The sequence below is a fragment of the Agromyces mediolanus genome, from assembly GCF_023715325.1.
In the GTDB taxonomy this organism is placed as follows: domain Bacteria; phylum Actinomycetota; class Actinomycetes; order Actinomycetales; family Microbacteriaceae; genus Agromyces; species Agromyces mediolanus_A.
Window position 1 is genome coordinate 246,369 of the sequence record NZ_JAMBNX010000004.1, and the last position, 21,755, is coordinate 268,123.

The following is a 21,755-nucleotide window of genomic DNA, read 5'->3' on the forward strand; positions in this document are numbered from 1 at the left end:
CGGACCGCGGCACCGGGCTCAGCGCTCGCCGCCCTCCGCCTGCGCCTCGTCGAAGCCGGCGCGGTATCCCTCGTCGTACGCCTCGTCGGCGCCGAGCCGGAACAGGTCGCGGTCGGAGGGCCGCTGGATGGACCGGGCGCCGGGCAGATCGAGGTCTCCGACGTAGCGCCCGAGCCCGCGCACCACGGCGACCGGCACGCCCGCGCTCTTGCCCTTGACGAGCTCCCCGGCGCCCGCGAGCTCGTCGGCGACGCACGGCATGGTCACCGCGAGCGCCTTGCCCGAGGCATCCACCTGCCCGCGCAGGTCGTCGAAGACGTGCACCCCGGCCGCGCCGATCGCGATGTCGGTCTGCCCCTCGCGCCAGGGCCGGCCGAGGGTGTCGGAGAGGATGACGCCGATGCGGCGGCCGGTGAGCTCACGCAGCCCGGTCGCGAGCGCGCGGGCCGAGCCGTCGGGGTCGACGGGCAGCAGCAGCACCGTGCCGTCGGGCGAGTTCGAGGCGTCCACACCGGCGGCCGCGCCGACGATGCCCTGGCGGTTCTCGACGATGCGGGTGACCCCGCCGTCGTACTCCCGTGTCGCGACGACGCGCACCGTCTCGGCGGTGATCGCCGCCTCGCGATCGGATGCCTCGACGATCCGCCCTTCGGCCTTGGAGACGATCTTCGAGGTGACGACGAGGATGTCGCCGTCCTCGAGCGAGGCCGCCCCCGCGATGATCGCCGCCAGATCGGCGCCCGCCGTGATCTCGCCGATGCCCTCGACGCCTTCGACGCTGAATCCCATCGTCGCCTCCTCGCTCGGCTTCGATCATGGCAGCAATGCCGCGCGCGGGCATCACCGTGCCGGTGGCGCCGGACGCGGCGGATACGCTGGATCCCATGCGCATCGCCACCTGGAACGTCAACTCGATCCGCACCCGCGTCGGCCGTGTCGTCGACTGGATGGTGCGCGAAGACGTCGACGTGCTCGCGATGCAGGAGATCAAGTGCAAGCCCGAGCAGTTCCCGCACGAGGCGTTCGAGCAGGCCGGCTACGAGCTCGCGATCCACGGGCTCAACCAGTGGAACGGCGTCGCCATCGCGAGCCGCGCGCCGATCCGCGACGTCGAGCACGAGTTCCCCGGCATGCCCGGCTTCCTGAAGGGCCACGAGGGCCCCGATCTGCCCCGCGAGGCGCGCGCGATCGGCGCGACGGTCGACGGCGTACGGCTCTGGAGCCTCTACGTGCCGAACGGCCGCGCGCTCGGCGACCCGCACTACACCTACAAGCTCGACTGGTACGCGGCGCTCACCGAGTACACCCGGGCCCAGACGAGCGCACATCCCGAGGTGCCGTTCGCGCTCATGGGCGACTTCAACGTCGCCCCGCTCGACGTCGACAACGGCGACCCCACCGTGATCGTCGGCCAGACGACGCACGTCTCGCCGGCCGAGCGCGAGGCGTTCTTCACGCTCGAGAACGCCGGGGTCAGCGACGTGGTGCGCGCCCGAGTGCCCGAGGGCCTGTTCACCTACTGGGACTACAAGCAGCTCCGCTTCCCCCGCAACGAGGGCATGCGCATCGACTTCATCCTCGGCTCCGAGGCCTTCGCCGAGGCCGTCACGAGCGCGTCGATCCACCGCGACGAGCGCAAGGGCGACGCCCCGAGCGACCACGTGCCGGTGCTCGTCGAGCTCGAGCTCGGTGGCGACGACGACGGCGACCTGCCGATGATCTTCGGCTGAGCGGCACCTCGCGCCGGGCGGGCTCGTGCGAGGCCCGACGGGCCCGTGTTACGCCATGGGTCGCACCGGGCTGACAGCGCGGCACCGGCTGGGTACCGTCGGGGCATCCACCACCGCCCCGCGCGCTGATCTCCCCCGATGGGCGCCGCCGATCGGTTCCGGCGAGCCCGGAACCCGGGAGCCCAGATGCCAGCGACGCCGACGAGCACGAGCGCAGCCGCGCTGCCCGTGGAGTTCCGCGGCGTCGGTCGCGCGTTCCCGACCGCCTCGGGCGACCGGCCGGTGCTGCGAGGGATCGACCTCGTCGTCGAGGCCGGTGAGATCCTCGCGATCCTCGGCCCGAGCGGCTGCGGCAAGTCGACCCTCCTGCGCATCGCGGGCGGCCTCGACCGGCCGACGAGCGGGTGGGTGACGATCGCCGGCAGCCCCGTCGGCGACTACGACGCGCGCAGCGCGATCGGCTTCCAGGAGCCCCGGCTGCTGCCCTGGCGCACCGTCGCCCAGAACGTCGCCCTCGGCCTGCCCCGTGGCACCGCGCGCGCCGCGGGCCGGGCGCACGTCGCGCGCCTGCTCGAGCTCGTCGGGCTCGCCGAGTTCGCCGAGCACCGGCCGCGCGAGATCTCCGGCGGGATGGCGCAGCGCACCTCGCTCGCCCGGGCCCTCGCCCGGTCGCCGCACGTGCTGCTGCTCGACGAGCCCTTCGGCGCGCTCGACGCCCTGACCCGGCTGCGCATGCAGGACCTGCTGCTCGAGATCCACGCGGCGGAGCCCACCACGGTGCTGCTCGTGACGCACGACGTCGACGAGGCGCTCCAGCTCGCCGACCGCATCGTCGTGCTCGGCACGGAGCCGGGCCCCGACGGTGCGGCGTCGACGGACGCGGCGCCGGGCGCGGGCATCCGCCAGACCGTCGTCGTGCCCGGCACCCGGCCGCGCGACCGCGGCTCCGCCGAGCTCGCCGAGCTCCGCGGCCGACTGCTCGACGGGCTCGGCATCGACCGGCACGGCGCCGCCCGCGGCATCCAGGCCACCAGCACCATCCCGGCGTTCCCCTACTGAGCGCGCCGGGCCCCGTCTGCACCCCACCCCCGAGGAGTCACATGTCCCGCACCAGTCTCATCCGCACCGCGCTCGTCGCGGGCGCCGCCGCGAGCGCCCTGCTGCTCTCCGGCTGCGTCGCCGGCGAAGGCCAGGCCGCCGAGCCGGCCCCGAGCGCCGAGTCCGGCTCGCTCGAGGGCCAGACGCTCGCGATCGACTTCGCCACCTACAACCCGCTGAGCCTCGTCATCAAGGACCAGGGCTGGCTCGAGGACGCCGGGCTCGACGTCACCTGGGTGCAGTCGGCCGGATCGAACAAGGCGAACGAGGCGCTGCGCGCCGGCGCGATCGAGGTCGGCTCGACCGCCGGCTCCGCCGCCCTGCTCGCCCGCTCGAACGACTCGCCGATCCAGGTCATCGACCTCTTCTCGCAGCCCGAGTGGGCCGCGCTCGTCACGGTCGACGGCACCGGGGTCTCCTCGGTCGCCGACCTCAAAGGCAAGCAGGTCGCCGCGACGAAGGGCACCGACCCGTACTTCTTCCTGCTGCAGTCGCTCGAGGCCGAGGGCCTCCAGGCCTCCGACATCACCGTGCAGAACCTCCAGCACGCCGACGGCTGGGCCGCGCTGCAGAACGGCTCGGTGCAGGCCTGGGCGGGCCTCGACCCGATCATGGCCGGAGCCGAGGAGCAGGGCGCGACGCTGTTCTACCGGAACGTCGACTTCAACTCCTACGGCTTCCTGAACGCCACCGAGGACTTCATCCAGAACAAGCCCGAGGTCGCGCAGGCCGTCGTCGACGCGTACGAGCACGCCCGCCAGTGGGCCCAGGAGAACCCCGAGGAGACGGCGCAGATCCTCGCCGATGTCGCGGGCCTCGACCTCGCCGTGGCCACCAAGGTGATCGACGAGCGCACGAATCTCGACGTCGACCATGTGCCGGGCGACGCGCAGGTCGCGGTGCTCGAGAAGATCGGCCCGATCTTCGTCGAGCTCGGCGACGTCGCCAGCCAGGACCAGGTCGACGCCGCGCTCGGCTCGCTCATCAACGACGAGTTCGCGGCCAAGGCCGACGCGTCGCGCTTCGAGTAGGGCCGATCCGATGACGGCGGATGCCTCGCGCGGCGGCGCGCGCACGAGCACGGACCCCGGCGCCGGCCGCACCGGCGCCGAGGACGGCCCTGCGGGCGTGACCTCGGTCGACCGGCAGTCGAACGCGCCCGTCGCCGACGGCGGCCTCGCGGTCGCCGTGGCCGGGCCGCTCGGCGTCTCCGGGATCGACCGGCGCGAGGCATCCGGCCGCCGGAGCGGTGGTGCCGGCAGCGCCGGTCCGGCCGGGGCATCCGCCGTCTCGACGCGCCGCCGTCTCGCCGACCGGCGCTGGTTCCGGATCGCGGGCGGCGCGCTGCTGCCGCTCGGGCTGCTCGTCGCGTGGCAGCTCGCCTCGACCTCGGGCGCCGTGCCGGTGTCGATGCTGCCGAGCCCCGAGATGGTGTGGACGGCCGGAGTCGATCTCGCCGAGCGCGGCCTGCTGGGCCTCTACGTCGCGATCTCGACGCAGCGCGTGTTCATCGGCTTCGCCGTCGGCGCGGCGCTCGGCCTCGTCGTCGGCGCCGTCGTGGGGCTGTCGAAACTCGGCGACCTCCTGCTCTCGCCGACGCTCGGCGCGATCCGCGCGGTGCCCTCGCTCGCCTGGGTGCCGCTGCTCATCCTGTGGCTGAAGATCGGCGAGGAGTCGAAGGTCGTGCTCATCGCGATCGGCGCCTTCTTCCCCGTGTACACGGTCGTCGCGGCCGCGCTGCGGCACGTCGACCGGCAGCTGCTCGAGGCCGGGCGGGCGTTCGGCCTGCGCGGCGTGCGGCTGCTGTCGGTGGTGCAGCTGCCCGCCGCGGTGCCCTCGGTCGTCTCGGCGCTGCGGCTCGCGCTCGCGCAGTCGTGGCTGTTCCTCGTCGCGGCGGAGCTCATCGCGAGCTCGATGGGGCTCGGCTTCCTGCTCGTGGACTCCGGCAACAACGGCCGGATCGACCGGATCTTCCTCGCGATCATCCTGCTCGCCGTGCTCGGCAAGCTGAGCGACGCCGTCGTCGGCCTGTTCGAGCGCTGGGCCGTGCGCAAGTGGGCCTGAGCCCCCGCCGCCTCCCCCACTCACACAACTCAGGAACATCTGGCCGTTATGCGCGGCGTGGTATCGCGGCATCCGCGGAACGGCGCCGATCGGCCGGGGCCCGTTCCTGAGTTCTGTGCGCGGAGGCCGCTCAGCGGCAGGCGCGGTACGCGGCCCGCTCCTCCGGGGTCAGGTGCTCGGTGGCGTAGGAGAGCATGGTGCGCGGCATCCGCGCGGCGAAGCGCTCGAGGAACTCGGTGAGGGCGGCCCGGTCGACCCGCTTGCCGACCTCGCGCAGCATCCAGCCGACGGCCTTGTGCAGCAACGGCTCGGGGTCGTCGAGGAGCGTCTCGGCGAGGGCGAGGGTGGGCGCGGCATCCCCGCCCTTGATCGCGGCGAACGTCGCGAGCACGGCCACCCGGCGCTGCCACAGCGAGGCGGATGCCGCGAGCTCCGCGACGAGCGGCGGCACCGGCTCGGCGGCGGGCAGCTCGGCGTAGACGACCTCGCCGAGGAGGTACTCGGCACTCGCGTCGACGAGGTCCCAGTTGTCGACCCGGCCGGCGCGCACGGCCTCGAGGTAGGCCTCGTGCTCGGCGAGGCGCGCGGCGTCGTCGCGGCTGCGGGCCCGACCGGCGCGGCGGAACCGTTCGACCATGACGAGCAGCCCGGCGAGCCGCTCCTCATGGATCGGGCTGGCGACGAGCTCGGCGGTCTCTGACGCGGGGAGCGCGAGCGCCCGGCGCACGATGGCGCGGGTCGCCGGGACGGTGACCCCGATGAACACGTCGCCCGCGGCGTACTCGCCGGGCCCGGTCTTGAAGAAGCGTGCGGCTCCGGCGGCGCGCTCGGGGGAGGATGCCGCGGCGAGCGCCGCCCGCACCTGGGCCGCGGTGAGCAGTTCAGCCACCCCAGTACCGTACCGCCCGACCCATCACACAACTCAGGAAGATCTGCCGATTCGGCGGAGCGCCCGGTCGGCGCGCCCGCGGAATCGCGCGGGGCGCCGGTCGGGCGTTCCTGAGTTGTGTGAGGCGGGTCAGCCCCGCGGTGCGCCGGGCGCGGCCGGCTCGGCCGGGTCGGCCGGGTCGGCGGGCTCGGCCGGGTCGGCGGGGTCGGCGGCCCGCGCGGGCTCGGCGGGCTCGGCCGGCTCGGCGCCCGGCTCGGCCTCCACCACGGTCGTCTCCTCGACGACGACCTCGTCGACGTGTTCCTCGTCGGCGAACGCCGGCTCGGCGGCGAGCGCCGGCGCAGGGGTCCGCCGCGAGAGCGCGCCGAAGCCGATCAGCACCGCGAACAGCGCGAGCGAGACGACGAGGCCGACGATGCCGCCGGTGAGCAGCCCCGACGACACGACGATCTCCGACTGGCTGCCGTAGACGTCGACGGCGGTGCCGGTGCCGCTCGTGAGCGCGGCGTTGAGCGTGGTGTTCGCCTGCGACGTCCACATGGCGCCGATCACCGTCACGACGGCGGAGCCGGCGAGGGCGATCGTCGGCACGACGAGCGCGACGGCGGCGGAGGGGCGGGTGTGGGTCATGTGGGACTCGTTTCGTCTGGTCGAGTTCGGCGGACGCCGATCCGGATGCCGGTGCGCCGGGCCGGTGCGGAGGAGTCCGTCGCCCGGCCTCGAGCGACGGTACGCACGCACGCTATGCATCCCCTATGCGTCCGCTATCGGATTCGTGTGCGGGCTGGCGATCGCCAGCGCGGATCGCGCGATCGGCGCAATATTCCCGCGTCGCACCGCAACCAATCGCAGAGCGCGTGCGCCTACCCTGGGATGGGCGGCGATTCCGCGCTGCCGCAGACCACCACGACGACGGGAGGTTCCGAATGTCACAGACCACTCTTGACACCATCGTTGGCGAACCCGAGGTCCTGGAGGACGCGGTGTCGCCGGAGGCGATCGCCCTCGCGGCCGGGGTCGAGCAGGACCCCGCCTGGCTCGCGCTGAAGGACGCGGCGACCCGGCTGCAGGCGCTCCAGGTGAAGGACGGCTCGGTGCCGGTCGAGACCGACCGCCCCGAGGCATCCGCGCTCGTCGACACGATCGTCGAGTCCGTCGCCGCGCTCGCCCCGCGCTTCCCGCACGAGGCCGCCTACCTCACGGCGCTGCAGGCCGACTTCCGCAGGTGGCAGGGCGAGGGCTTCGGCATCCCCGACTTCCTCGACTCGCTCGTCGAGTTCCAGCCGCAGCGGCACCGCGTCGACGGCATCCGCCACCTCGTCGTGTTCCCGATGTACACGCAGAACGGCTCGTCGGAGCGCCACGTCGAGGCGCTCGTCGTCGAGACGATCTGGCCGGAGTTCATCGCCGCGCTCGAGGCCGGCGACTACGGCAACAAGCTCTTCGTGAGCCTGCGCCTCGTCGACTTCACGCCCGGCTACGACACGAACTCGGCGGTGCTCTTCCCCGAGACGGTCGCGATGCGCGAGATCCCCCAGTTCACCTGGGGCGCGATCTTCCAGGACCGCGAGGCGGCCCGCTACCGCCGCGTCGTGCGCGCGGCGAGCGAGATCACGAAGCTCGAACTGCCCGAGGATGCCGCGAGCCTCCTGGGCGATCAGGAGCTCGCCGAGCGCACCTTCGTGATGTGGGACATCATCCACGACCGCACCCACATGCGCGGCGACCTGCCGTTCGACCCGTTCATGATCAAGCAGCGCATGCCGTTCTTCCTCTACTCGCTGGAGGAGCTGCGCTGCGACCTCACCGCGTTCCGTGAGTCGGTCAAGATCCAGCGTGCGCTCGACGCCCGTCTCGCGGCCGGCGAGGAGCTCACCGACATCGAGGAGCAGATGCGCTCGACCGGCAAGCTCGTGCAGTACGCGGTCATCTTCGACCGCATCTTCCGCTTCTCGATCACCGGCAGCCGGGTGCGCAACTACGACGGCCTCGGCGGGCAGCTGCTGTTCGCGTGGCTGCACCAGAAGCACGTGCTGGAGTGGCGCGACGTCGAGCTGAGCTTCGACTGGGACGCCGTCGCCGACGCGGTCGTCGAGCTCGGCGACGCGATCGACCAGCTCTACTGGGAGTCGATCGACCGCCCGAAGACGGTGCACTGGCTGAAGGCCTACGAGCTCGTCACCTCGGTGGTCACGCCGAACCCCGCGTCGGTGTGGGCCGAGGGCCTGCCGCGCGAGGTGCTCGCCGGGCCGCCGAAGGGCTACACCGACCTCGTGATGGACGACGAGTTCCCGCTGTCGATGTTCTTCGAGGCCCTCGACAAGAAGATGAAGCCGGTCATCGAGTCGACGGTCGGCATCACGGGCGACGCCGAGGCCTGAGCCCTGGATTCACCGGATCACCCCGGGCGCACACGGAGCTTCCGTTCCGGCGCTCGGGGTGATTCGCTTTCGATGGAGCACGCGGATGGAGAACGACATGGTGGATGACTCGACGAACGGACCCGCGGGCCGGGTCGTGCTGATCGCGGGTGCGACGAGCGCGTCCGGCCGCGCGGTCGCGCGCGCGCTGCTCGACGCGGGCGCGATCGTCGTCGCGGTCGGCAGCGACCGGGGGCGGCTCGAGGCGATGGCGGCCGAGTTCCCCGGACTCGTGACCGAGCTCGCCGACCTCACCGATCAGCAGCAGGTCTGGCCGCTCGCGATGCGGGTGCACGGTCGTGTCGGCGACGTCGACGGCGTCGTGCACCTCGTCGGCGGCTGGCGGGGCGGCGGCGGGCTCCCCGGGCAGACCGAGGAGGACTACCGCGTGCTCGAGCGCTCCTTCTCCGCGCTGCGCCACCTCAGCCGCGCCCTGTGGGACGACCTCGTCGGCTCCTCCGCCGGGCGGATCACGATCATTTCCTCGACGACCATCGAGCACCCGACCGCCGGTGGCGCCAACTACACGGCGGTCAAGGCCGCGAGCGAGTCGTGGATGCAGAGCGTCGCGCAGGGCCTCGGCAAGGCCGGCGACCGCGGCGCGGCCGTCACCTTCCGGGTGAAGGCGCTCGAGGGGCTCGAGGAGCGCTTCGCCGAGCGGGTCGTCGCGCTCTGGCGCGAGGATGCCTCGGCGCTCAACGGTCGGGTGGAGACGCTCTCGGCGGAGTGAGCGTGGCGTCACCGCTCGGGTAGGCTCGCTGCGGAACTCAGAGGGGAGAGCGCCCGTGCTCCGTCAACGATCGACCGTGTTCGATGCCATCGCACACCCGGTCAGACGGGACCTCCTCGAGGTGCTGAACGGCGCGCACTGGGTGTCGATCACCGAACTCGCGGATCGGATCGAGGTCTCCCGCTCCACCGCGTCGCGGCATCTCGACATCCTGCGCCGCAGCGGCCTCGTGCGGGCGCGCCGGGTCGACCAGGCGACCATGCACCGGCTCCGCCGCGATGCGCTCGAGCCGGTGTTCGAGTGGATCGAACCGCTCGTCGCCGAAGAGGCGCTCGCGGGCTGAGCGCCGCGCACCGCGGCACTGCGGCTGAGCCCCGGCACCGCGGCACTGCGGCTGAGCCCCGGCACCGCGGGCTGGGACCCGGCACCGCGGGCTGAGCGCCGGCACCGCGGACGGCCGCCGCGGCTAGGGCGCGGTCGTCGCGTCGTCGTCCGGCACTGCGGCGCCCCGGGAAGACTCGGCGGCATCCGACCGTTCGACGCCCTCCGGCGCGGGCGCAGTGCCGGCGCCGGGCGCGACGCCCGACTCGGGCGGCACCGACGGGGGCACGCCCTCGGGGCTGAGCCCCGGCGGCACAGCCTCCGGAGGAATGGAGGGCGCGTCGCCCGCCGCCACGGCGCACCCCGCGGTTCCCTCATCGCCCTGCAGCGCGAAGCGCCAGGCGGTGTCGGTCTGCTCGTCGAGCCCGGCGGGCTTCGGGGTACCGCCGTTCCACCACTCCCACTCGCGGTACTCGAAGCCGGCCTCGGCCATGCACGCGCGCACCGCCCGTTGTCCGGTGGACCACGCCGCACGGTCACTCTCGGAGACGAAGCGCGGATCGGCGGGGTCGAGGTACGGGTTCGTGGGCGGCGTCGACGGGGTCGGCTTCGGCGACGGTGATGGTGACGGCCGCTCCGGGCGCGGGCTCGGCGACGGCTCGGGCGAGGGCGCCGGGGCTGGGAGCGTCGGCAGCGGGGTCGAGGGCACCGTGGGCGGGGCGCTCGGCGCCGGCGCCTCGGGGGACCCGGCCGCCGAGCCGTCGTTCTGCTCCGCCGCGCCCCCGCGCTCCGCATCGGGTCGGAGGTCGACACCGCGGTGGGCGAGCTGCACGGCGGGGCCGTCGTTGTCGCCGATCGCGGCGTGCACGCCGATCACCGCGCCGACCGTGCAGAGCGCGGCGACGCCGGCCGCGGCGATGGCGAGCATCGGCCCCGAGACCCGCGACGGCCGGTCCCGGTGCGCGTGCCTGCGGTGCGGCTCGACGCCGATGCGGGTGGAGCCGGTCTGCGCGGTCGCCGCGCCGCGCCGGGTCCGCTCGGGACGCAGCGCACGAGGAACATCGCGCGGTCGAGGCATCCCTTTCCACCGTAGGCGAGGGTTCCTCCCCCGGCAAGGGGGGCATTTCGCCCGCTCCGACCGGCGGAGCCCACCGCCCGCCCCCTTCAGGCGGGCGCCGCACGATACGCTCGCGCCATGGTGCGCTTTCTGATCCGGCTGGCGATCTCGCTCGTCACGGCCGCACTCGGCCTCCTCGTCGCCTCGTGGGTGCTTCCCGATTTCCACCTCGAGTGGGGCGGCTTCCTGGTCGCGATCATCGTGTTCTCGGTGGCCCAGGCGATCCTCGGACCGTTCGTCTTCAATCTCGCCCGCCAGTACGCGTCGGCGGTGCTCGGCGGCATCGGCCTGGTGACGACCTTCCTCGCGCTGCTGATCGCCTCCCTGTTCCCGGGAGGCATCCACATCGACGGCGCGGTCACCTGGGTCCTCGCGACGCTCGTCGTGTGGATCATCACCGCGCTCGGCGGATGGCTGCTGCCGCTCATCTTCCTGAAGCATCGCGCCGAGAAGCGCACGTGACGGCGGGCTTCGGACGGATGCCTTGACACCGCGCCGCGGTCGGGCTAATTTAAACAAATCCTTAATTAAGGAGTTGCTTACATGACCGACCGGCTCAGCCTCGTCTTCCAGGCCCTCGCCGACCCGACCCGCCGCGCGATGCTCTCGCGGCTCCGCGTGGGAGCCGCGACCGTCGGGGAGCTGGCCGAACCGTTCGAGATCAGCCGGCCAGCGATCTCGCAGCACCTCAAGGTGCTCGAGCGCGCCGGGCTCATCGAGCGCGCCGCGCAGGCGCAATGGCGCAGCTGCACGCTGCGCACGGAGCCCCTCGACGAGGCATCCGAGTGGGTCGAACGCCACCGCGGCGAGTGGAACGAGCGCTTCGATCTGCTCGACGAGCAACTCCGCCGACTGAAGGGAACCGGCGATGACCGCGCCTGACGACCGACCGCAGTTCACGATCACCCGCATCCTCGACGCGCCCCGCGCCCTCGTCTGGCGCGCCTGGACCCAGCCGGAGCAGGCCGTCACGTGGTGGCATCCGCGCGGCATCGACGTCGAGGAGGGCAGCGTCGAGCTCGACGTGCGCCCCGGCGGGCGGTACCGCTACACGATGGTGAATCCCGCGGACGGCTCCCGCTACCCGACCGCCGGCGTCTACCGCGAGGTGCGACCGCCCGAGCGGCTCGCCTTCACCTGGGGTTCGCCGGAGGATGCCGACGACGCGGCCCCGCTCATCACGGTGCTCCTGCGCGAACTCGACGGCGAGCGCACCGAGATGCTGTTCCACCTCGTGGGCATCGCGGCGGGCCCCGGCGACGACGACGTCTACGACGGCTGGGCCTCCGCGTTCGACGTGCTCGACGAGCACCTCGCGAACGGGGCGCGCTGATGGGCCGCCTGACGCTCGAGCAGATCGTCTCGGCCGACGGCTACGCGGCCGACGAACAGGGCGGGCTGGACTTCGTCGAGGCGGTGCCCGCCTTCGACGTGACCGACGACGACCAGCTCGCCTACCTCGAGGATGTCGACGCCATCCTGCTCGGCGCGAACAGCTACCGCATGTTCGCCGAGTACTGGCCCGCGGCCGACCCGGTGGCGGAGCCCGTCGCCGAGCCGATCGCCCGGCTGCCGAAGTGGGTCGTGTCGAACTCGCTCGAGCGTGCGCCCTGGGGCGACGGCGAGGCGACGCTGCTGCGCGGCGACCCGGCGGACTCGGTCGCGGCGTTGAAGGCGGAGCGCGAGCACGTGATCGTCTGGGGCAGTCTGCAGCTCGCCGACGCACTGCTCGAGGCCGGACTCGTCGACACGCTGCGCCTGCGCGTCGTGCCGGTGCTGCTCGGGGCCGGGCGCTCGTTCACCCCGAACGCGCTCGCCCTGCAGCGCCTGGCGCTCGATCACGTGGTGAGCTTCCCCACCGGGCACCTCGGGCTCACCTACCGGCTGGCGCGCTAGCCGGATCCACGGGCCGGGTCGGCGTGGACCTCAGGTTCGCCGGCCCGCGCCTCGCCGGGCGTCGCCTCACCTGGCTGCGGTTGGCCCGGCTGCGGTTCGCCTGGCTGCGGTTCGCCCGGCTGCGGTTCGCCGGCCTGCGCCTCGTCGGGCGTCGTCGCGTCGGCCGTGCGGTACTCGGCCGAGAGCGTGCGGTACGCCCTGGTGGCGAAGGCGGCGAGCCCGAGGGCGGCCGTCGCGAGTCCGCTGACGAGGAACACCAGGGCGATACCGCGCGCCTCGCCGTCGCCGAGCAGCCAGCCCCAGGTCTCGTAGCCGGCGTCGGAGCGCATGAACGGGATGATCCAGAACTCCGCGATCGGTGCGATGAGGAACGCCGTGATCGGCGCCGCCGCCGCCTCGAACGCGGCCGCGAAGCCGAAGACGCGGCCCTGCTTGGTGAACGGCACGACCTTCTGGATGACGGTCTGCTCGGCGGCCTCGACGGCCGGCACGAGCGCCATGTAGAGCCAGATGCCGACCGCGTACAGCCACCACCACTCGCGCACGGTGAAGAACGCCCCGAGGATTCCCATGCCGATCACGACCAGCAGCATCGTTCGGATCGGATTGCGCCCGAGGCCCCACTTGGCGATGATCAGGCCGCCCACGATGAAGCCCGTCGACGCGACGCCGAAGACGACGCCCCACCACTCCACCTCGAACAGGGTGAGGCCGTACGGGTCCATCAGCGCCATGTAGACGCCGCCGATGAGGTTGTTGAACGTCGAGAACAGGATGAGCGCGAACAGGCCCGGCGCCAGTCGGATCGCCGCGATGCTGCCCCGGAAGTCGATGGCCGGCGACCGGCCCGCCTCGACCACGGGCTTCGCTTCCGGGATGCGCACGAAGAGCAGGTGCAGCACCGAGACGAAGGTGAGCCCCACCGCGATGATCATCGTGCCGCCCATGCCGAGCAGACCGACCGCGAGGCCGGAGAACACGCTCGTCACGATGAAGGCGAGCCCCTGCACGGTGCCCACCAGGCCGTTCGCGTTGGCGTGCCGTTCGACGGGCACGAGCAGCGTCACCGTCGTGGACAGCGCGATGTTGCGCAGGTGCTCGACCACGGCGCCGAACAGGATGATGCCCGTGAACACCCAGAACCACGGGCCGCCGAGGTCGAGCAGTGCCCGCTCGGGCTGGAGCAGGTACAGCAGCCCGGCGAGCGCGAAGGACGCCAGCGTGACGACGCTCGACAGCATCATGACCCGGTACTTGCGATGCCGGTCGACGATCGTGCCGAAGATCATGGAGAAGAACGCGATGAAGAGCATGTACGCGCCGCCGATGATGCCGGTCGCGAGCACGGACTTCGTCTCGAGGTAGACCCAGAAGGTGAGTGCGAACCAGAGGAAGCTCGTGGTGACGTTCGCCACCATCGTGTTGACGAGCACCTGGGCGAAGGTGCGCATGCCGTTGGCGGGCGGCGTCGGCGCGGGTGCCGATGCGGCGGGCGCGCCCGGCGCGGGCGGCACGCTCTCGGCAGCAGCCGCGACCGCGGACACCGGCACTCCCGGTGCCGTGCCTTCGTCAGCCGTCGGGCGGCGCTGCTCGTCCACGGTGCGAGGGTACCCACCACCGCCGACATCCGGTACCCCGGGCAGGGTCCGCCCGACGCGCAACGCGCCCCGCGGGAGGAGTTCGACCGCCAGGGAGGTGAACTCCGGCCGAATGGCCCTCCCGGGGCGCGGCGGGCGCGCCACCTCCCCCGCGCGACGGATGCCCCGAGGCATCCGCCCCGCTAGCGTGATGGGATGCAGCAGCCGCCCCCAGCCCCGCCCGTGATCGAGGGCGTCGAGTGGGTCCGTCAGGGCCCGACGAGACGGCAGCTGCGCAACGACCTCCTGCTCGCCCTCGTCCTCGCCGTCGCCAGCGCCGCGAGCCTCGTGCTCTACCGCGCGACGGGCTACAACGACGACGGCCCCTGGTGGGCGTCGCTGCTCTGGGCCGCGGCGATGACGCTCCCGCTCGCATTGCGCCGCCGGTTCCCGGACCTCGTCGCGATCGTGGCCTCCGCGGCCTTCATCACGGGCGCGGTGCTGTACGTGAGCGAAGCGCTGTTCAGCAACATCGCCCTCTTCATCGGGATCTACACCGTCGGCGCGTGGGGCCGCAGCCGCCGCCGCGCGTTCGTGGTGCGCCTCGTGATCGTCGTCGCGATGTTCGGCTGGCTGCTCTGGTCGCTGATCTTCTTCTCGACCGTCCAGGAGGTGGCCCCCGAGCTCGGCCGGGAGGGCGTCCTCTCGCCGTACCTGGCGTACGGCCTCGTGAATGTGCTGACGAACCTGCTCTACTTCGGCGGGGCCTGGTACTTCGGCGACGCGAGCTACCGTTCGGCCCGCGAGCGGGCGGCGCTCGAGCAGCGCACCGCCGAGCTCGCCGCCGAACGCGAACGATCGCGTCGCCAGGCGGTCGCGCTCGAGCGTGTGCGGATCGCCCGGGAGCTGCACGACGTCGTCGCGCACCACGTCTCCGTGATCGGCGTGCAGGCGGGCGCGGCGCGACGCGTGCTCTCCTCGGATCCGGATGCCGCGAGCGACGCCCTCTCCGCGATCGAGACGAGCTCCCGTGAGGCCGTGACCGAGCTGCACGCGCTGCTCGGCACGCTGCGCGCCGACGGCGAGCCCGAGCCCACGGCCAGCACGCTCGGCATCGCGCAGATCGAAGCCCTCGCCGCCGAAGCGACCGCCGTGGGGCTGCCGACCGCGTTCGCCGTCGTCGGCGACCCCCGGCCGGCGCCGACCCTCGTCGAGGCCAGTGCGTACCGGGTCGCCCAGGAGGCGCTCACGAACGTCCGCAAGCACGCGGGTGCCGCCGCGACCGCCGATGTGCGCGTCCGCTGGACGGCCGAGCGCCTCGAGCTCGAGGTCGCGAACACCGGTATCGTGCGGCGCTCGGCCGGCGGATCGGCCTCGGCCGAGCCCGCCGGACTCGGACTCGTCGGCATGCGGGAGCGCGTCGCCGCGACGGGCGGCGAACTCGAGGTCGGGCCTCGTGCGCGCGGCGGGTATCTGGTGCGTGCGGCGTTCCCGCTGCAGCATGACGCACGGCGGCCGGGGTCGAACGGAGACGGTCGATGATCCGCGTCCTCGTCGTGGACGACCAGAGCCTGGTGCGCGCCGGCTTCCGCACGATCCTCGACTCGGAGCCCGGCATCGAGGTCGTCGGAGAGGCTGAGGACGGCGAGCTCGCCGTCGCCCGCACCCTGGAGCTCGCGCCCGACGTCGTCTGCATGGACGTGCAGATGCCGAACGTCGACGGCCTCGAGGCCACCCGCCGGCTGACCGCCGATCCGCGTGTCGATGCCGCGGTGCTCGTGCTCACGACCTTCGACCGCGAGGACTACCTGTTCGCGGCGCTCGAGGCCGGCGCGAGCGGCTTCCTGCTGAAGAACTCGAGCCCGGAACGGCTCATCGACGCCGTGCAGGTGCTCGCGGGCGGCGAGGCGCTGCTCGCGCCCGACGTCACCCGGCGCGTGATCGAGGCGGCTCGCCGGCACGGCGTGCTCGCGGCGGGCGGGAGCGGCGGGGACAACTCCACGGATGCCTCGAGCCGGCCCGCGCCCGCTCCCGCGCCCGACGCCGGCGACGAGGCATCCGCCCCTCCCGCGCGCCCGAGCGCGCCGCCGGAACTCGACACGCTGACCGATCGGGAGCGCGAGGTGCTCGTGCTGCTGGCCGAGGGACTCTCGAACGCCGAGATCGCGGGGCGCATGTGGGTCGGCGAGGCGACGGTGAAGAGCCACGTGTCGAAGGTGCTGATGAAGCTCGGCCTGCGCGACCGGGTGCACGCCGTGGTCTACGCGTACGAGCACGGGGTGGTCTCCCCCGCGGGAGGAGATTGACGCGCAGGGAGGACACCTCCGGCGATGGAGACCTCCGGAACTGTCGATCTCCTCCCACCCGGGGGCGGGGGCGGGAAGCAGGGCAGAGCCGGTCTCCCCCGCAGGGGGGACGCGCACGGCGGCGCGGCCACGGGAACCCGTCGTGCGGCGGATGCCGGAGGCATCCCGGCTGCCTAGCGTGGGAGCATGCTCGAACTCCACCACCTCGGCAAGCGCTTCGGCGAGCGCGTCGCCCTCGACGATGTGTCGTTCCAGGTCGCGCCGGGCCGCCTCACCGGATTCGTCGGCGGCAACGGCGCGGGCAAGACGACGACGATGCGGATCGTCCTCGGCGTCCTCGGCGCCGACACCGGCACGGTCACGCTCGACGGCCATCCGCTCGGCACCGCCGACCGCCGCAGTTTCGGCTACATGCCGGAGGAGCGCGGCCTCTACCCGAAGATGCGGGTGCTGGAGCAGACCGTCTACCTGGCCCGGCTGCACGGCTGGACGCCGGCCGCGGCCCGCCGCAACGCCGAGGAGCTCCTCGACCGCCTCGGCCTCGCCGAGCGGCACGACGACCCCGTCGAGAGCCTCTCGCTCGGCAACCAGCAGCGCGCGCAGATCGCCGCCGCGCTCGTGCACCGCCCCGAGGTGCTCGTGCTCGACGAGCCGTTCTCGGGTCTCGACCCCATCGCGGTCGAGACGGTGCAGTCGGTGCTGTCCGACGCGGCCGATTCGGGTGCCCGTGTGCTGTTCTCCTCGCACCAGCTCGACATCGTGGAGCGCATCTGCGACGACCTCGTCATCATCGCCGGCGGTCGCATCCGCGCCGCGGGCTCGGGCGACGAGCTCCGCGCGGAGCACGGCTCCGAGCGCTGGGAGCTGCTCACCGACGGCGACGCCGGCTGGGTGCGCGAGCTTCCGGGGGTCGTCGTGACGGACTTCGACGGCGGCTGGGCCCGCTTCGAGGCCGACACGGATGCCGCGCGCCGCGCCGTGCTCGCCGAAGCCCTCCGCCGGGGCGAGGTCGCCGGCTTCACCCGCGAGCACACGACGCTCGCCCAGATCTTCAAGGAGGTCGTGCAGTGAGCACGTCACGCAGCACCGCCGAACTCCGCACCCCGAAGTTCACCGAGACGGTGGGACTCATCGCCGGCCGCGAGGTCACCACGCGGTTGCGGAGCAAGGCCTTCCTTGTCTCCACGGGCATCCTGATGCTCGCCGTGCTCGCCTCGGTCGTGCTCGGCGGCATCTTCGGCGGCAAGTCCGACCCCGCGACGGTCGCGGTCGTCGGGACGGCCGCGACGGCCGTCGAGGGCAATCCCGCCCTCGAAGCGGTACCCGTCGACGACCGGGCCGCCGGCGAGGCGCTCCTCCGGGACGGCGAGGTCGACGCGATCATCGTGCCCGAGGCATCCGACCCGACCGGCCTCCAGGTCATCGGGCTCGACCGCACCCCCGGCGGCGTGGTGCAGGCGCTCTCGGCGCAGCCCGGCGTCGAGCTGCTCGACCCGGCGACCGTCGACCCGCTGCTCGCGTACTTCATCGCGTTCGGCTTCGGCATCGTGTTCTTCATGTCGGCGATCACCTTCGGCTCGACCATCGCACAGTCGGTGGTCGAAGAGAAGCAGACCCGCATCATCGAAATCCTGCTCTCGACGGTGTCGGCGCGCGAACTGCTGACGGGCAAGGTGATCGGCAACAGCGTGCTCGCCTTCGGGCAGATCATCGCGATCGCAGTGCTCGCCGTCGTCGGGCTGCTCGCGACCGGGCAGCGGGTGCTGCTCGGGGTGCTCGGCTCCTCGGTGATCTGGTTCGTGGTGTTCTTCGCGATCGGCTTCGTGATGCTCGCGGCGCTGTTCGCGGCGTCGGCCGCGCTCGTGTCGCGCGCCGAGGACGTCGGCTCGGTGACCTCGCCGGTGACGATGCTCGTGATGATCCCGTACTTCGCGGTGGTGTTCTTCTTCGACAACCAGGCGATCCTGACGGTGATGAGCTACATCCCGTTCTCGGCCCCGGTGGGGATGCCGGTGCGGATCTTCCTCGGCCAGGCCGAGTGGTGGGAGCCGGTGCTCTCGCTGCTCATCCTGGTCGCGACGACGCTCGGCGCCCTCGCGATCGGGGACCGGATCTATCGGAACTCGCTGCTCCGCACGGGCACGCGGGTGAAGCTCGCCGAGGCGCTGCGGGGGTAGCGCGGGCTGGCCCTCCTCCCCTGCTCCCTGGCCCGCTCCCGGGGCCGCTCCCCGGCCCGCTCCATTCCACGAGGGGGTCGGATTCCGACAGAAATGCCGTCGCACTCCCTGGGCTTTGTCGGAATCCGACCCTTTCGCGCCGGGGGCGCCGGGGCGGGCGCGGGGCGCCGCTCAGGCGGCGGTCGCCTGAGCGAGCTCCCCGGCGACGTCGAAGCCGAACACGCCGCCCACCATCGTCGCGCCGACGGAGAGCTCGCGGATGCGCTCGGGCGCCACCTGCAGCGGGTCGTCCGAGAGCACCACCAGGTCGGCGAGCTTGCCGCGCGAGAGCGCACCCTTCCGCGCCTCCTCGTGCTCGGCGTACGCCGAGCCGACCGTGTACGCCCGCAGTGCCTGCGCCGGGGTCAGCGCCTCGTGCAGCCCGATCGGCGCCCCGCTCGCCGCACGCCGATTCACCATGTCGTGCAGGCTGATCAGCGGCTCGCCGGGCACCACCGGGGCATCCGTCGATCCGGGCAGTTCCACGCCCGCGTCGACGAAGCTGCGCATCCGGTACGCGAGCCGGGCCCGGTCCTCGCCGAGCGCGGCGAGGAAGCCGTCACCGAGCGCCGAGACGAAGCGGCCCTGCGGCACGGGCACGAGCCCGCCCGCGACGATCCGGCGCACCTGCTCGTCGGAGGCCACGCCCACGTGCTCGATCCGGTGCCGCGCTCCCGGCCGGGGCATCCGCCGCTGCGCCTCCTCGTACGCGTCGAGCACGACGTCGAGCGCGCCGTCGCCGATCGCGTGAGTCGCGAGCTGCCAGCCGTTCTCGTGCCCGCGGAGGATGAAGCGGCGGATCTCCTCGGCCTGCCACTGCAGGTAGCCGGCGTTGCCCGGGGTGTCGGCGTAGTCGCAGCACATGGCCGCGGTGCGCCCGATGAGCGAGCCGTCTGAGACGACTTTGATGGGACCGATCCGCAGCCACTCGTCGCCGAGCCCGCTGCGGATGCCGAGGTCGACGCCCCAGCCGTCGACGCCGTCGCCGAGCGGGCCGAGGTCGTGGATCGCATCGATGTAGGGCATGAGCGTCACACGGGTGCGCAGCAGGCCGCGTTCCCGGGCGAGCTGGAACGCCCGCACGTCGGCGGGGCCGTGCCCGATCAGGGCGCCGCCGATGCCCGGCTCCGTGACGCTCGTGACGCCGTTGCGCAGCGCCCACTCGCTCGCCGCGGCGAGCGCGGTGACGAGTTCCTCCTGCGGCACGGGCTTCAACACGTGGTTCACGAGCTGCATGGCCTGCTCCTGCAGGAGACCGGTCGCCCGGCCGGCGTTGCGAGCCATGCTGCCGCCGGCGGGCGCCTCGAGGGCGTCGGGGTCCGGGTGCCCGGCGCGACGGAACGCCTCCGTGTTGGCGACGGCCATGTGGTTCGAGTTGTGAACGAGGTAGACGGGGCGGCCGCCGGCGATGCGGTCGAGCACTGCGCGGTCGGGGTGGGCGCCGATCTTGTTCTGGTCGTAGCCGTTGCCGATGACCCAGGCGCCCTCCGGCTTCGCAGCGGCCCACGCCTCGACCCGCGCGTACAGCGCGTCGAGGGTGGGCGCCTGCTCGAAGGCGAGGTCGAGCTGCACCTGCTCCTTGCCGAGCATCGAGAAGTGCAGGTGGGCGTCGTTGAAGCCGGGCACGACGGGGGCGCCGCCGAGGTCGAACCGCTCGTCGGCGGTGACCCCGTGCAGCTCCTCGTCGAAGCCGACGACACGGCCGCCGAGGATGCCGAGGCTGCTCGCCGTCGGCCGTTCCGGGTCGAGCGTCGTGATGCGGGCGTTGCTGAGGATGGTGTCGATGCGCATGTCGGGGTGCGGCTCCTTACTCCGCGTTCCGCAGCTCGCGCTCGCGCGCCGCGGAGAATCCGGTGATCGCGGCGAGCGCGAGCACGCCGGCGACCGTGATGACGATGAGGGCGATGAAGAAGCCGGCCACGCCGCCCCAGTGCCCGCCGCCGAGGTTCAGGAACAGCTGGGCGAGCAGCGGCGTCGTGCCGCCGATCAGGGTGGAGCAGAGCTGGTACGAGAGCGAGACGCCGCTGTAGCGGACCTCGACGGGGAAGGCCTGCGCGAGGAAGCCCGCGAGCACCGCGTAGTAGCCGGTGCCGGCGATCATCGACATGCCGATGCCGAGCAGGATGAGCCAGGGCTCGCCAGTCGTGACGAGGAGGAAGAGCGGCACGGCGAGCAGGGCGCTCGCGCCGAGGCTCCAGATCATGAACTTCGTCGTGCCGACCCGTTCGGCGATGCGGGTGCCGATCGGCTGCCAGATGAACTGGATCACCGCGCCGACGAGCAGGATGTTCAGCATCACCTGGCGGTCGACGCCGAGGGTGGTGGTGGCGTAGGAGAGCATGAAGGTGCTGACGAAGTACGCCATGCCGATGCCGAGTCCGCTCGCGAAGACGGCGGCGACGACGGTCTTCCAGTGGCGCTTCAACAGCTCGAAAAGGGGCACCTTCACGGTCTCGGCGGCGGCCTTCGTCTGGGCGAACTCCTCGGGCTCCTCGAGGCGGAGGCGGATCACGAGGCCGATGATGACGAGCAGGGCGGAGAGCAGGAACGGCATCCGCCAGCCCCAGGCGAGGAACGCCTCGTCGGGCAGGAACGCGGCGAGCGCGAAGGCGGTCGTCGCGAGGATGTTGCCGGCGGGCGAGCCCTGCTGCACGAACATGCCGCCGCGCACGGCCTTGGACTTCGGCCCCGATTCGGCGGCCAGCAGCACGGCGCCGCCCCATTCGCCGCCGACGGCGAAGCCCTGCAGGGCGCGCAGCAGGGTGAGCAGGACGGGCGCGGCGACGCCGATGGTCGCGTAGCCGGGGAGGATGCCGATGCAGAACGTCGCGACGCCCATGATCAGCAGCGTGGCGACGAGGGTGTTCTTGCGGCCGAACTTGTCTCCGAGGTGGCCGAAGACCATGCCGCCGATCGGGCGGGCGAGGAAGCCGGCCCAGAAGGTGGCGAAGGAGGCGAGGATGGCGGTCGAGGCGTCCACGTTCGGGAAGAACACGGGCCCGAAGGCGAGGGCGGCGGCGGTGCCGTAGATGTAGAAAGTCGTACCACTCGACGGTCGTGCCGAGGAAGGCGGCGATGCGGGCGGTGCGGCCCTGCCGGTCGGGCGTGGTGCGGGCGCGGGCGCGCGTCTCGGTCTGTGCCATGGGTGCTCCGTTGCGGGGGATGGGTGCTGACGAGGTGGATGTCCCGGGATCGCCCCATTCTGCGCGTGGCCGTGCCATGCTGTCGAATACCGAATCTGCACTGTTTTCATGCCTCAGCAGCATGGCCTGTGGATGGCGGAGTCGCCGGGGCAGGGCCGCCCACTACGGTCCAGCCATGACCCGCTCGCCCCTCGCTCCGCTCTCGTTCGCCGCCGGCCTGCTCGGGCCGTACCCCCTGTTCAACTGAG

General features: G+C 72.7%; 22 protein-coding genes. 15 read left to right on the top strand and 7 right to left on the bottom strand.

The genetic code is table 11. From position 1 onward, the window contains the following. Window positions 1-18: 18 nt before the first annotated feature. Window positions 19-789, bottom strand: coding sequence for a coenzyme F420-0:L-glutamate ligase (gene cofE, locus M3147_RS09290; protein ID WP_251203181.1), 771 nt, complete (start codon window positions 787-789; stop codon window positions 19-21). 95 nt (window positions 790-884) lie between these two features. Between cofE and M3147_RS09295 the strand changes: the two genes are divergently transcribed. From M3147_RS09295 to M3147_RS09310, 4 genes are all read left to right on the top strand, one after another. Next, complete coding sequence (locus M3147_RS09295; protein ID WP_251203314.1) at window positions 885-1,730, top strand: exodeoxyribonuclease III; 846 nt, start codon at window positions 885-887, stop codon at window positions 1,728-1,730. A gap of 186 nt (window positions 1,731-1,916) precedes the next feature. After that, window positions 1,917-2,789 carry an ABC transporter ATP-binding protein gene (locus tag M3147_RS09300; RefSeq protein ID WP_251203182.1) on the top strand — a complete coding sequence of 291 codons (873 nt, stop codon included), beginning with the start codon at window positions 1,917-1,919 and terminating at the stop codon, window positions 2,787-2,789. A gap of 41 nt (window positions 2,790-2,830) precedes the next feature. Beyond that, on the top strand, window positions 2,831-3,859 hold the full coding sequence (locus tag M3147_RS09305; RefSeq protein ID WP_251203183.1) for an aliphatic sulfonate ABC transporter substrate-binding protein: 1,029 nt from the start codon (window positions 2,831-2,833) through the stop codon (window positions 3,857-3,859). Between the two features lie 10 nt (window positions 3,860-3,869). Further along, entirely contained in the window at window positions 3,870-4,892 is a 1,023-nt protein-coding gene (locus M3147_RS09310; protein ID WP_251203184.1) for an ABC transporter permease, read from the top strand. A gap of 130 nt (window positions 4,893-5,022) precedes the next feature. Here the strand turns inward: M3147_RS09310 and M3147_RS09315 are convergent, their stop codons facing one another. Both M3147_RS09315 and M3147_RS09320 read right to left on the bottom strand, forming a co-directional pair. Next, window positions 5,023-5,781, bottom strand: coding sequence for a DNA alkylation repair protein (locus M3147_RS09315; protein WP_251203185.1), 759 nt, complete (start codon window positions 5,779-5,781; stop codon window positions 5,023-5,025). A gap of 129 nt (window positions 5,782-5,910) precedes the next feature. Further along, a complete protein-coding gene (locus tag M3147_RS09320) occupies window positions 5,911-6,411 on the bottom strand; it encodes a hypothetical protein (protein WP_251203186.1) in 501 nt (166 codons plus the stop codon). A 296-nt stretch (window positions 6,412-6,707) separates the two neighbouring features. Between M3147_RS09320 and M3147_RS09325 the strand changes: the two genes are divergently transcribed. The 3 genes from M3147_RS09325 to M3147_RS09335 all read left to right on the top strand — a co-directional run bounded on the left by M3147_RS09325 (window position 6,708) and on the right by M3147_RS09335 (window position 9,274). Next, window positions 6,708-8,162: a DUF6421 family protein gene (locus tag M3147_RS09325; RefSeq protein WP_251203187.1), complete on the top strand. Its 1,455-nt coding sequence runs from the start codon at window positions 6,708-6,710 to the stop codon at window positions 8,160-8,162. A 97-nt stretch (window positions 8,163-8,259) separates the two neighbouring features. Then, window positions 8,260-8,931 (top strand): SDR family NAD(P)-dependent oxidoreductase, encoded by a 672-nt coding sequence (locus M3147_RS09330; RefSeq protein WP_251203188.1) that lies wholly within the window; start codon window positions 8,260-8,262, stop codon window positions 8,929-8,931. A 76-nt stretch (window positions 8,932-9,007) separates the two neighbouring features. Further along, window positions 9,008-9,274, top strand: a complete 267-nt coding sequence (locus M3147_RS09335) for an ArsR/SmtB family transcription factor (RefSeq protein WP_251203189.1) — start codon at window positions 9,008-9,010, stop codon at window positions 9,272-9,274. 123 nt (window positions 9,275-9,397) lie between these two features. Here the strand turns inward: M3147_RS09335 and M3147_RS09340 are convergent, their stop codons facing one another. Beyond that, window positions 9,398-10,330 (bottom strand): hypothetical protein, encoded by a 933-nt coding sequence (locus M3147_RS09340; protein WP_251203190.1) that lies wholly within the window; start codon window positions 10,328-10,330, stop codon window positions 9,398-9,400. A gap of 117 nt (window positions 10,331-10,447) precedes the next feature. Between M3147_RS09340 and M3147_RS09345 the strand changes: the two genes are divergently transcribed. From M3147_RS09345 to M3147_RS09360, 4 genes are all read left to right on the top strand, one after another. Beyond that, on the top strand, window positions 10,448-10,831 hold the full coding sequence (locus M3147_RS09345) for a phage holin family protein (RefSeq protein WP_251203191.1): 384 nt from the start codon (window positions 10,448-10,450) through the stop codon (window positions 10,829-10,831). 81 nt (window positions 10,832-10,912) lie between these two features. After that, window positions 10,913-11,251 (top strand): ArsR/SmtB family transcription factor, encoded by a 339-nt coding sequence (locus M3147_RS09350; protein WP_251203192.1) that lies wholly within the window; start codon window positions 10,913-10,915, stop codon window positions 11,249-11,251. Beyond that, complete coding sequence (locus tag M3147_RS09355) at window positions 11,238-11,702, top strand: SRPBCC family protein (RefSeq protein ID WP_251203193.1); 465 nt, start codon at window positions 11,238-11,240, stop codon at window positions 11,700-11,702. Before M3147_RS09350 ends, M3147_RS09355 begins: the two co-directional genes overlap by 14 nt. Then, complete coding sequence (locus tag M3147_RS09360) at window positions 11,702-12,265, top strand: dihydrofolate reductase family protein (protein ID WP_251203194.1); 564 nt, start codon at window positions 11,702-11,704, stop codon at window positions 12,263-12,265. Before M3147_RS09355 ends, M3147_RS09360 begins: the two co-directional genes overlap by 1 nt. Here the strand turns inward: M3147_RS09360 and M3147_RS09365 are convergent. After that, window positions 12,262-13,716: an MFS transporter gene (locus M3147_RS09365; RefSeq protein ID WP_251203315.1), complete on the bottom strand. Its 1,455-nt coding sequence runs from the start codon at window positions 13,714-13,716 to the stop codon at window positions 12,262-12,264. The genes M3147_RS09360 and M3147_RS09365 overlap by 4 nt on opposite strands. Before the next feature lie 342 nt (window positions 13,717-14,058). On the opposite strand from M3147_RS09365, the gene M3147_RS09370 reads away from it, so the two are divergent. From M3147_RS09370 to M3147_RS09385, 4 genes are all read left to right on the top strand, one after another. Next, entirely contained in the window at window positions 14,059-15,384 is a 1,326-nt protein-coding gene (locus tag M3147_RS09370; RefSeq protein ID WP_251203195.1) for a sensor histidine kinase, read from the top strand. Next, window positions 15,381-16,148, top strand: a complete 768-nt coding sequence (locus M3147_RS09375; RefSeq protein ID WP_251203196.1) for a response regulator — start codon at window positions 15,381-15,383, stop codon at window positions 16,146-16,148. Before M3147_RS09370 ends, M3147_RS09375 begins: the two co-directional genes overlap by 4 nt. Before the next feature lie 186 nt (window positions 16,149-16,334). Next, the gene (locus M3147_RS09380; RefSeq protein ID WP_251203197.1) at window positions 16,335-17,219 is read left to right on the top strand and encodes an ABC transporter ATP-binding protein; all 885 of its coding nucleotides are present in this window, start codon (window positions 16,335-16,337) and stop codon (window positions 17,217-17,219) included. Then, window positions 17,216-18,325, top strand: coding sequence for an ABC transporter permease (locus M3147_RS09385; protein WP_251203198.1), 1,110 nt, complete (start codon window positions 17,216-17,218; stop codon window positions 18,323-18,325). The genes M3147_RS09380 and M3147_RS09385 overlap by 4 nt, the downstream gene beginning before the upstream one ends. Before the next feature lie 171 nt (window positions 18,326-18,496). On the opposite strand, the gene M3147_RS09390 is transcribed toward M3147_RS09385, so the two are convergent. Both M3147_RS09390 and M3147_RS09395 read right to left on the bottom strand, forming a co-directional pair. Next, the gene (locus M3147_RS09390; protein ID WP_251203199.1) at window positions 18,497-20,155 is read right to left on the bottom strand and encodes an amidohydrolase; all 1,659 of its coding nucleotides are present in this window, start codon (window positions 20,153-20,155) and stop codon (window positions 18,497-18,499) included. 16 nt (window positions 20,156-20,171) lie between these two features. Beyond that, complete coding sequence (locus M3147_RS09395; RefSeq protein ID WP_251203200.1) at window positions 20,172-21,359, bottom strand: MFS transporter; 1,188 nt, start codon at window positions 21,357-21,359, stop codon at window positions 20,172-20,174. Window positions 21,360-21,755 lie beyond the last annotated feature (396 nt).

What these genes read in the sequence shown, in the direction of transcription:
- M3147_RS09340 (WP_251203190.1), bottom strand. Translation starts at nt 10,330, where the DNA reads ATGCCTCGACCGCGCGATGTTCCTCGTGCGCTGCGTCCCGAGCGGACC.
- M3147_RS09350 (WP_251203192.1), top strand. Translation starts at nt 10,913, where the DNA reads ATGACCGACCGGCTCAGCCTCGTCTTCCAGGCCCTCGCCGACCCGACC.
- M3147_RS09305 (WP_251203183.1), top strand. Translation starts at nt 2,831, where the DNA reads ATGTCCCGCACCAGTCTCATCCGCACCGCGCTCGTCGCGGGCGCCGCC.
- M3147_RS09365 (WP_251203315.1), bottom strand. Translation starts at nt 13,716, where the DNA reads ATGCGCACCTTCGCCCAGGTGCTCGTCAACACGATGGTGGCGAACGTC.
- M3147_RS09295 (WP_251203314.1), top strand. Translation starts at nt 885, where the DNA reads ATGCGCATCGCCACCTGGAACGTCAACTCGATCCGCACCCGCGTCGGC.
- M3147_RS09325 (WP_251203187.1), top strand. Translation starts at nt 6,708, where the DNA reads ATGTCACAGACCACTCTTGACACCATCGTTGGCGAACCCGAGGTCCTG.
- M3147_RS09370 (WP_251203195.1), top strand. Translation starts at nt 14,059, where the DNA reads ATGCAGCAGCCGCCCCCAGCCCCGCCCGTGATCGAGGGCGTCGAGTGG.
- cofE (WP_251203181.1), bottom strand. Translation starts at nt 789, where the DNA reads ATGGGATTCAGCGTCGAAGGCGTCGAGGGCATCGGCGAGATCACGGCG.
- M3147_RS09380 (WP_251203197.1), top strand. Translation starts at nt 16,335, where the DNA reads ATGCTCGAACTCCACCACCTCGGCAAGCGCTTCGGCGAGCGCGTCGCC.
- M3147_RS09330 (WP_251203188.1), top strand. Translation starts at nt 8,260, where the DNA reads ATGGTGGATGACTCGACGAACGGACCCGCGGGCCGGGTCGTGCTGATC.
- M3147_RS09360 (WP_251203194.1), top strand. Translation starts at nt 11,702, where the DNA reads ATGGGCCGCCTGACGCTCGAGCAGATCGTCTCGGCCGACGGCTACGCG.
- M3147_RS09390 (WP_251203199.1), bottom strand. Translation starts at nt 20,155, where the DNA reads ATGCGCATCGACACCATCCTCAGCAACGCCCGCATCACGACGCTCGAC.
- M3147_RS09355 (WP_251203193.1), top strand. Translation starts at nt 11,238, where the DNA reads ATGACCGCGCCTGACGACCGACCGCAGTTCACGATCACCCGCATCCTC.
- M3147_RS09345 (WP_251203191.1), top strand. Translation starts at nt 10,448, where the DNA reads ATGGTGCGCTTTCTGATCCGGCTGGCGATCTCGCTCGTCACGGCCGCA.
- M3147_RS09300 (WP_251203182.1), top strand. Translation starts at nt 1,917, where the DNA reads ATGCCAGCGACGCCGACGAGCACGAGCGCAGCCGCGCTGCCCGTGGAG.
- M3147_RS09320 (WP_251203186.1), bottom strand. Translation starts at nt 6,411, where the DNA reads ATGACCCACACCCGCCCCTCCGCCGCCGTCGCGCTCGTCGTGCCGACG.
- M3147_RS09375 (WP_251203196.1), top strand. Translation starts at nt 15,381, where the DNA reads ATGATCCGCGTCCTCGTCGTGGACGACCAGAGCCTGGTGCGCGCCGGC.
- M3147_RS09310 (WP_251203184.1), top strand. Translation starts at nt 3,870, where the DNA reads ATGACGGCGGATGCCTCGCGCGGCGGCGCGCGCACGAGCACGGACCCC.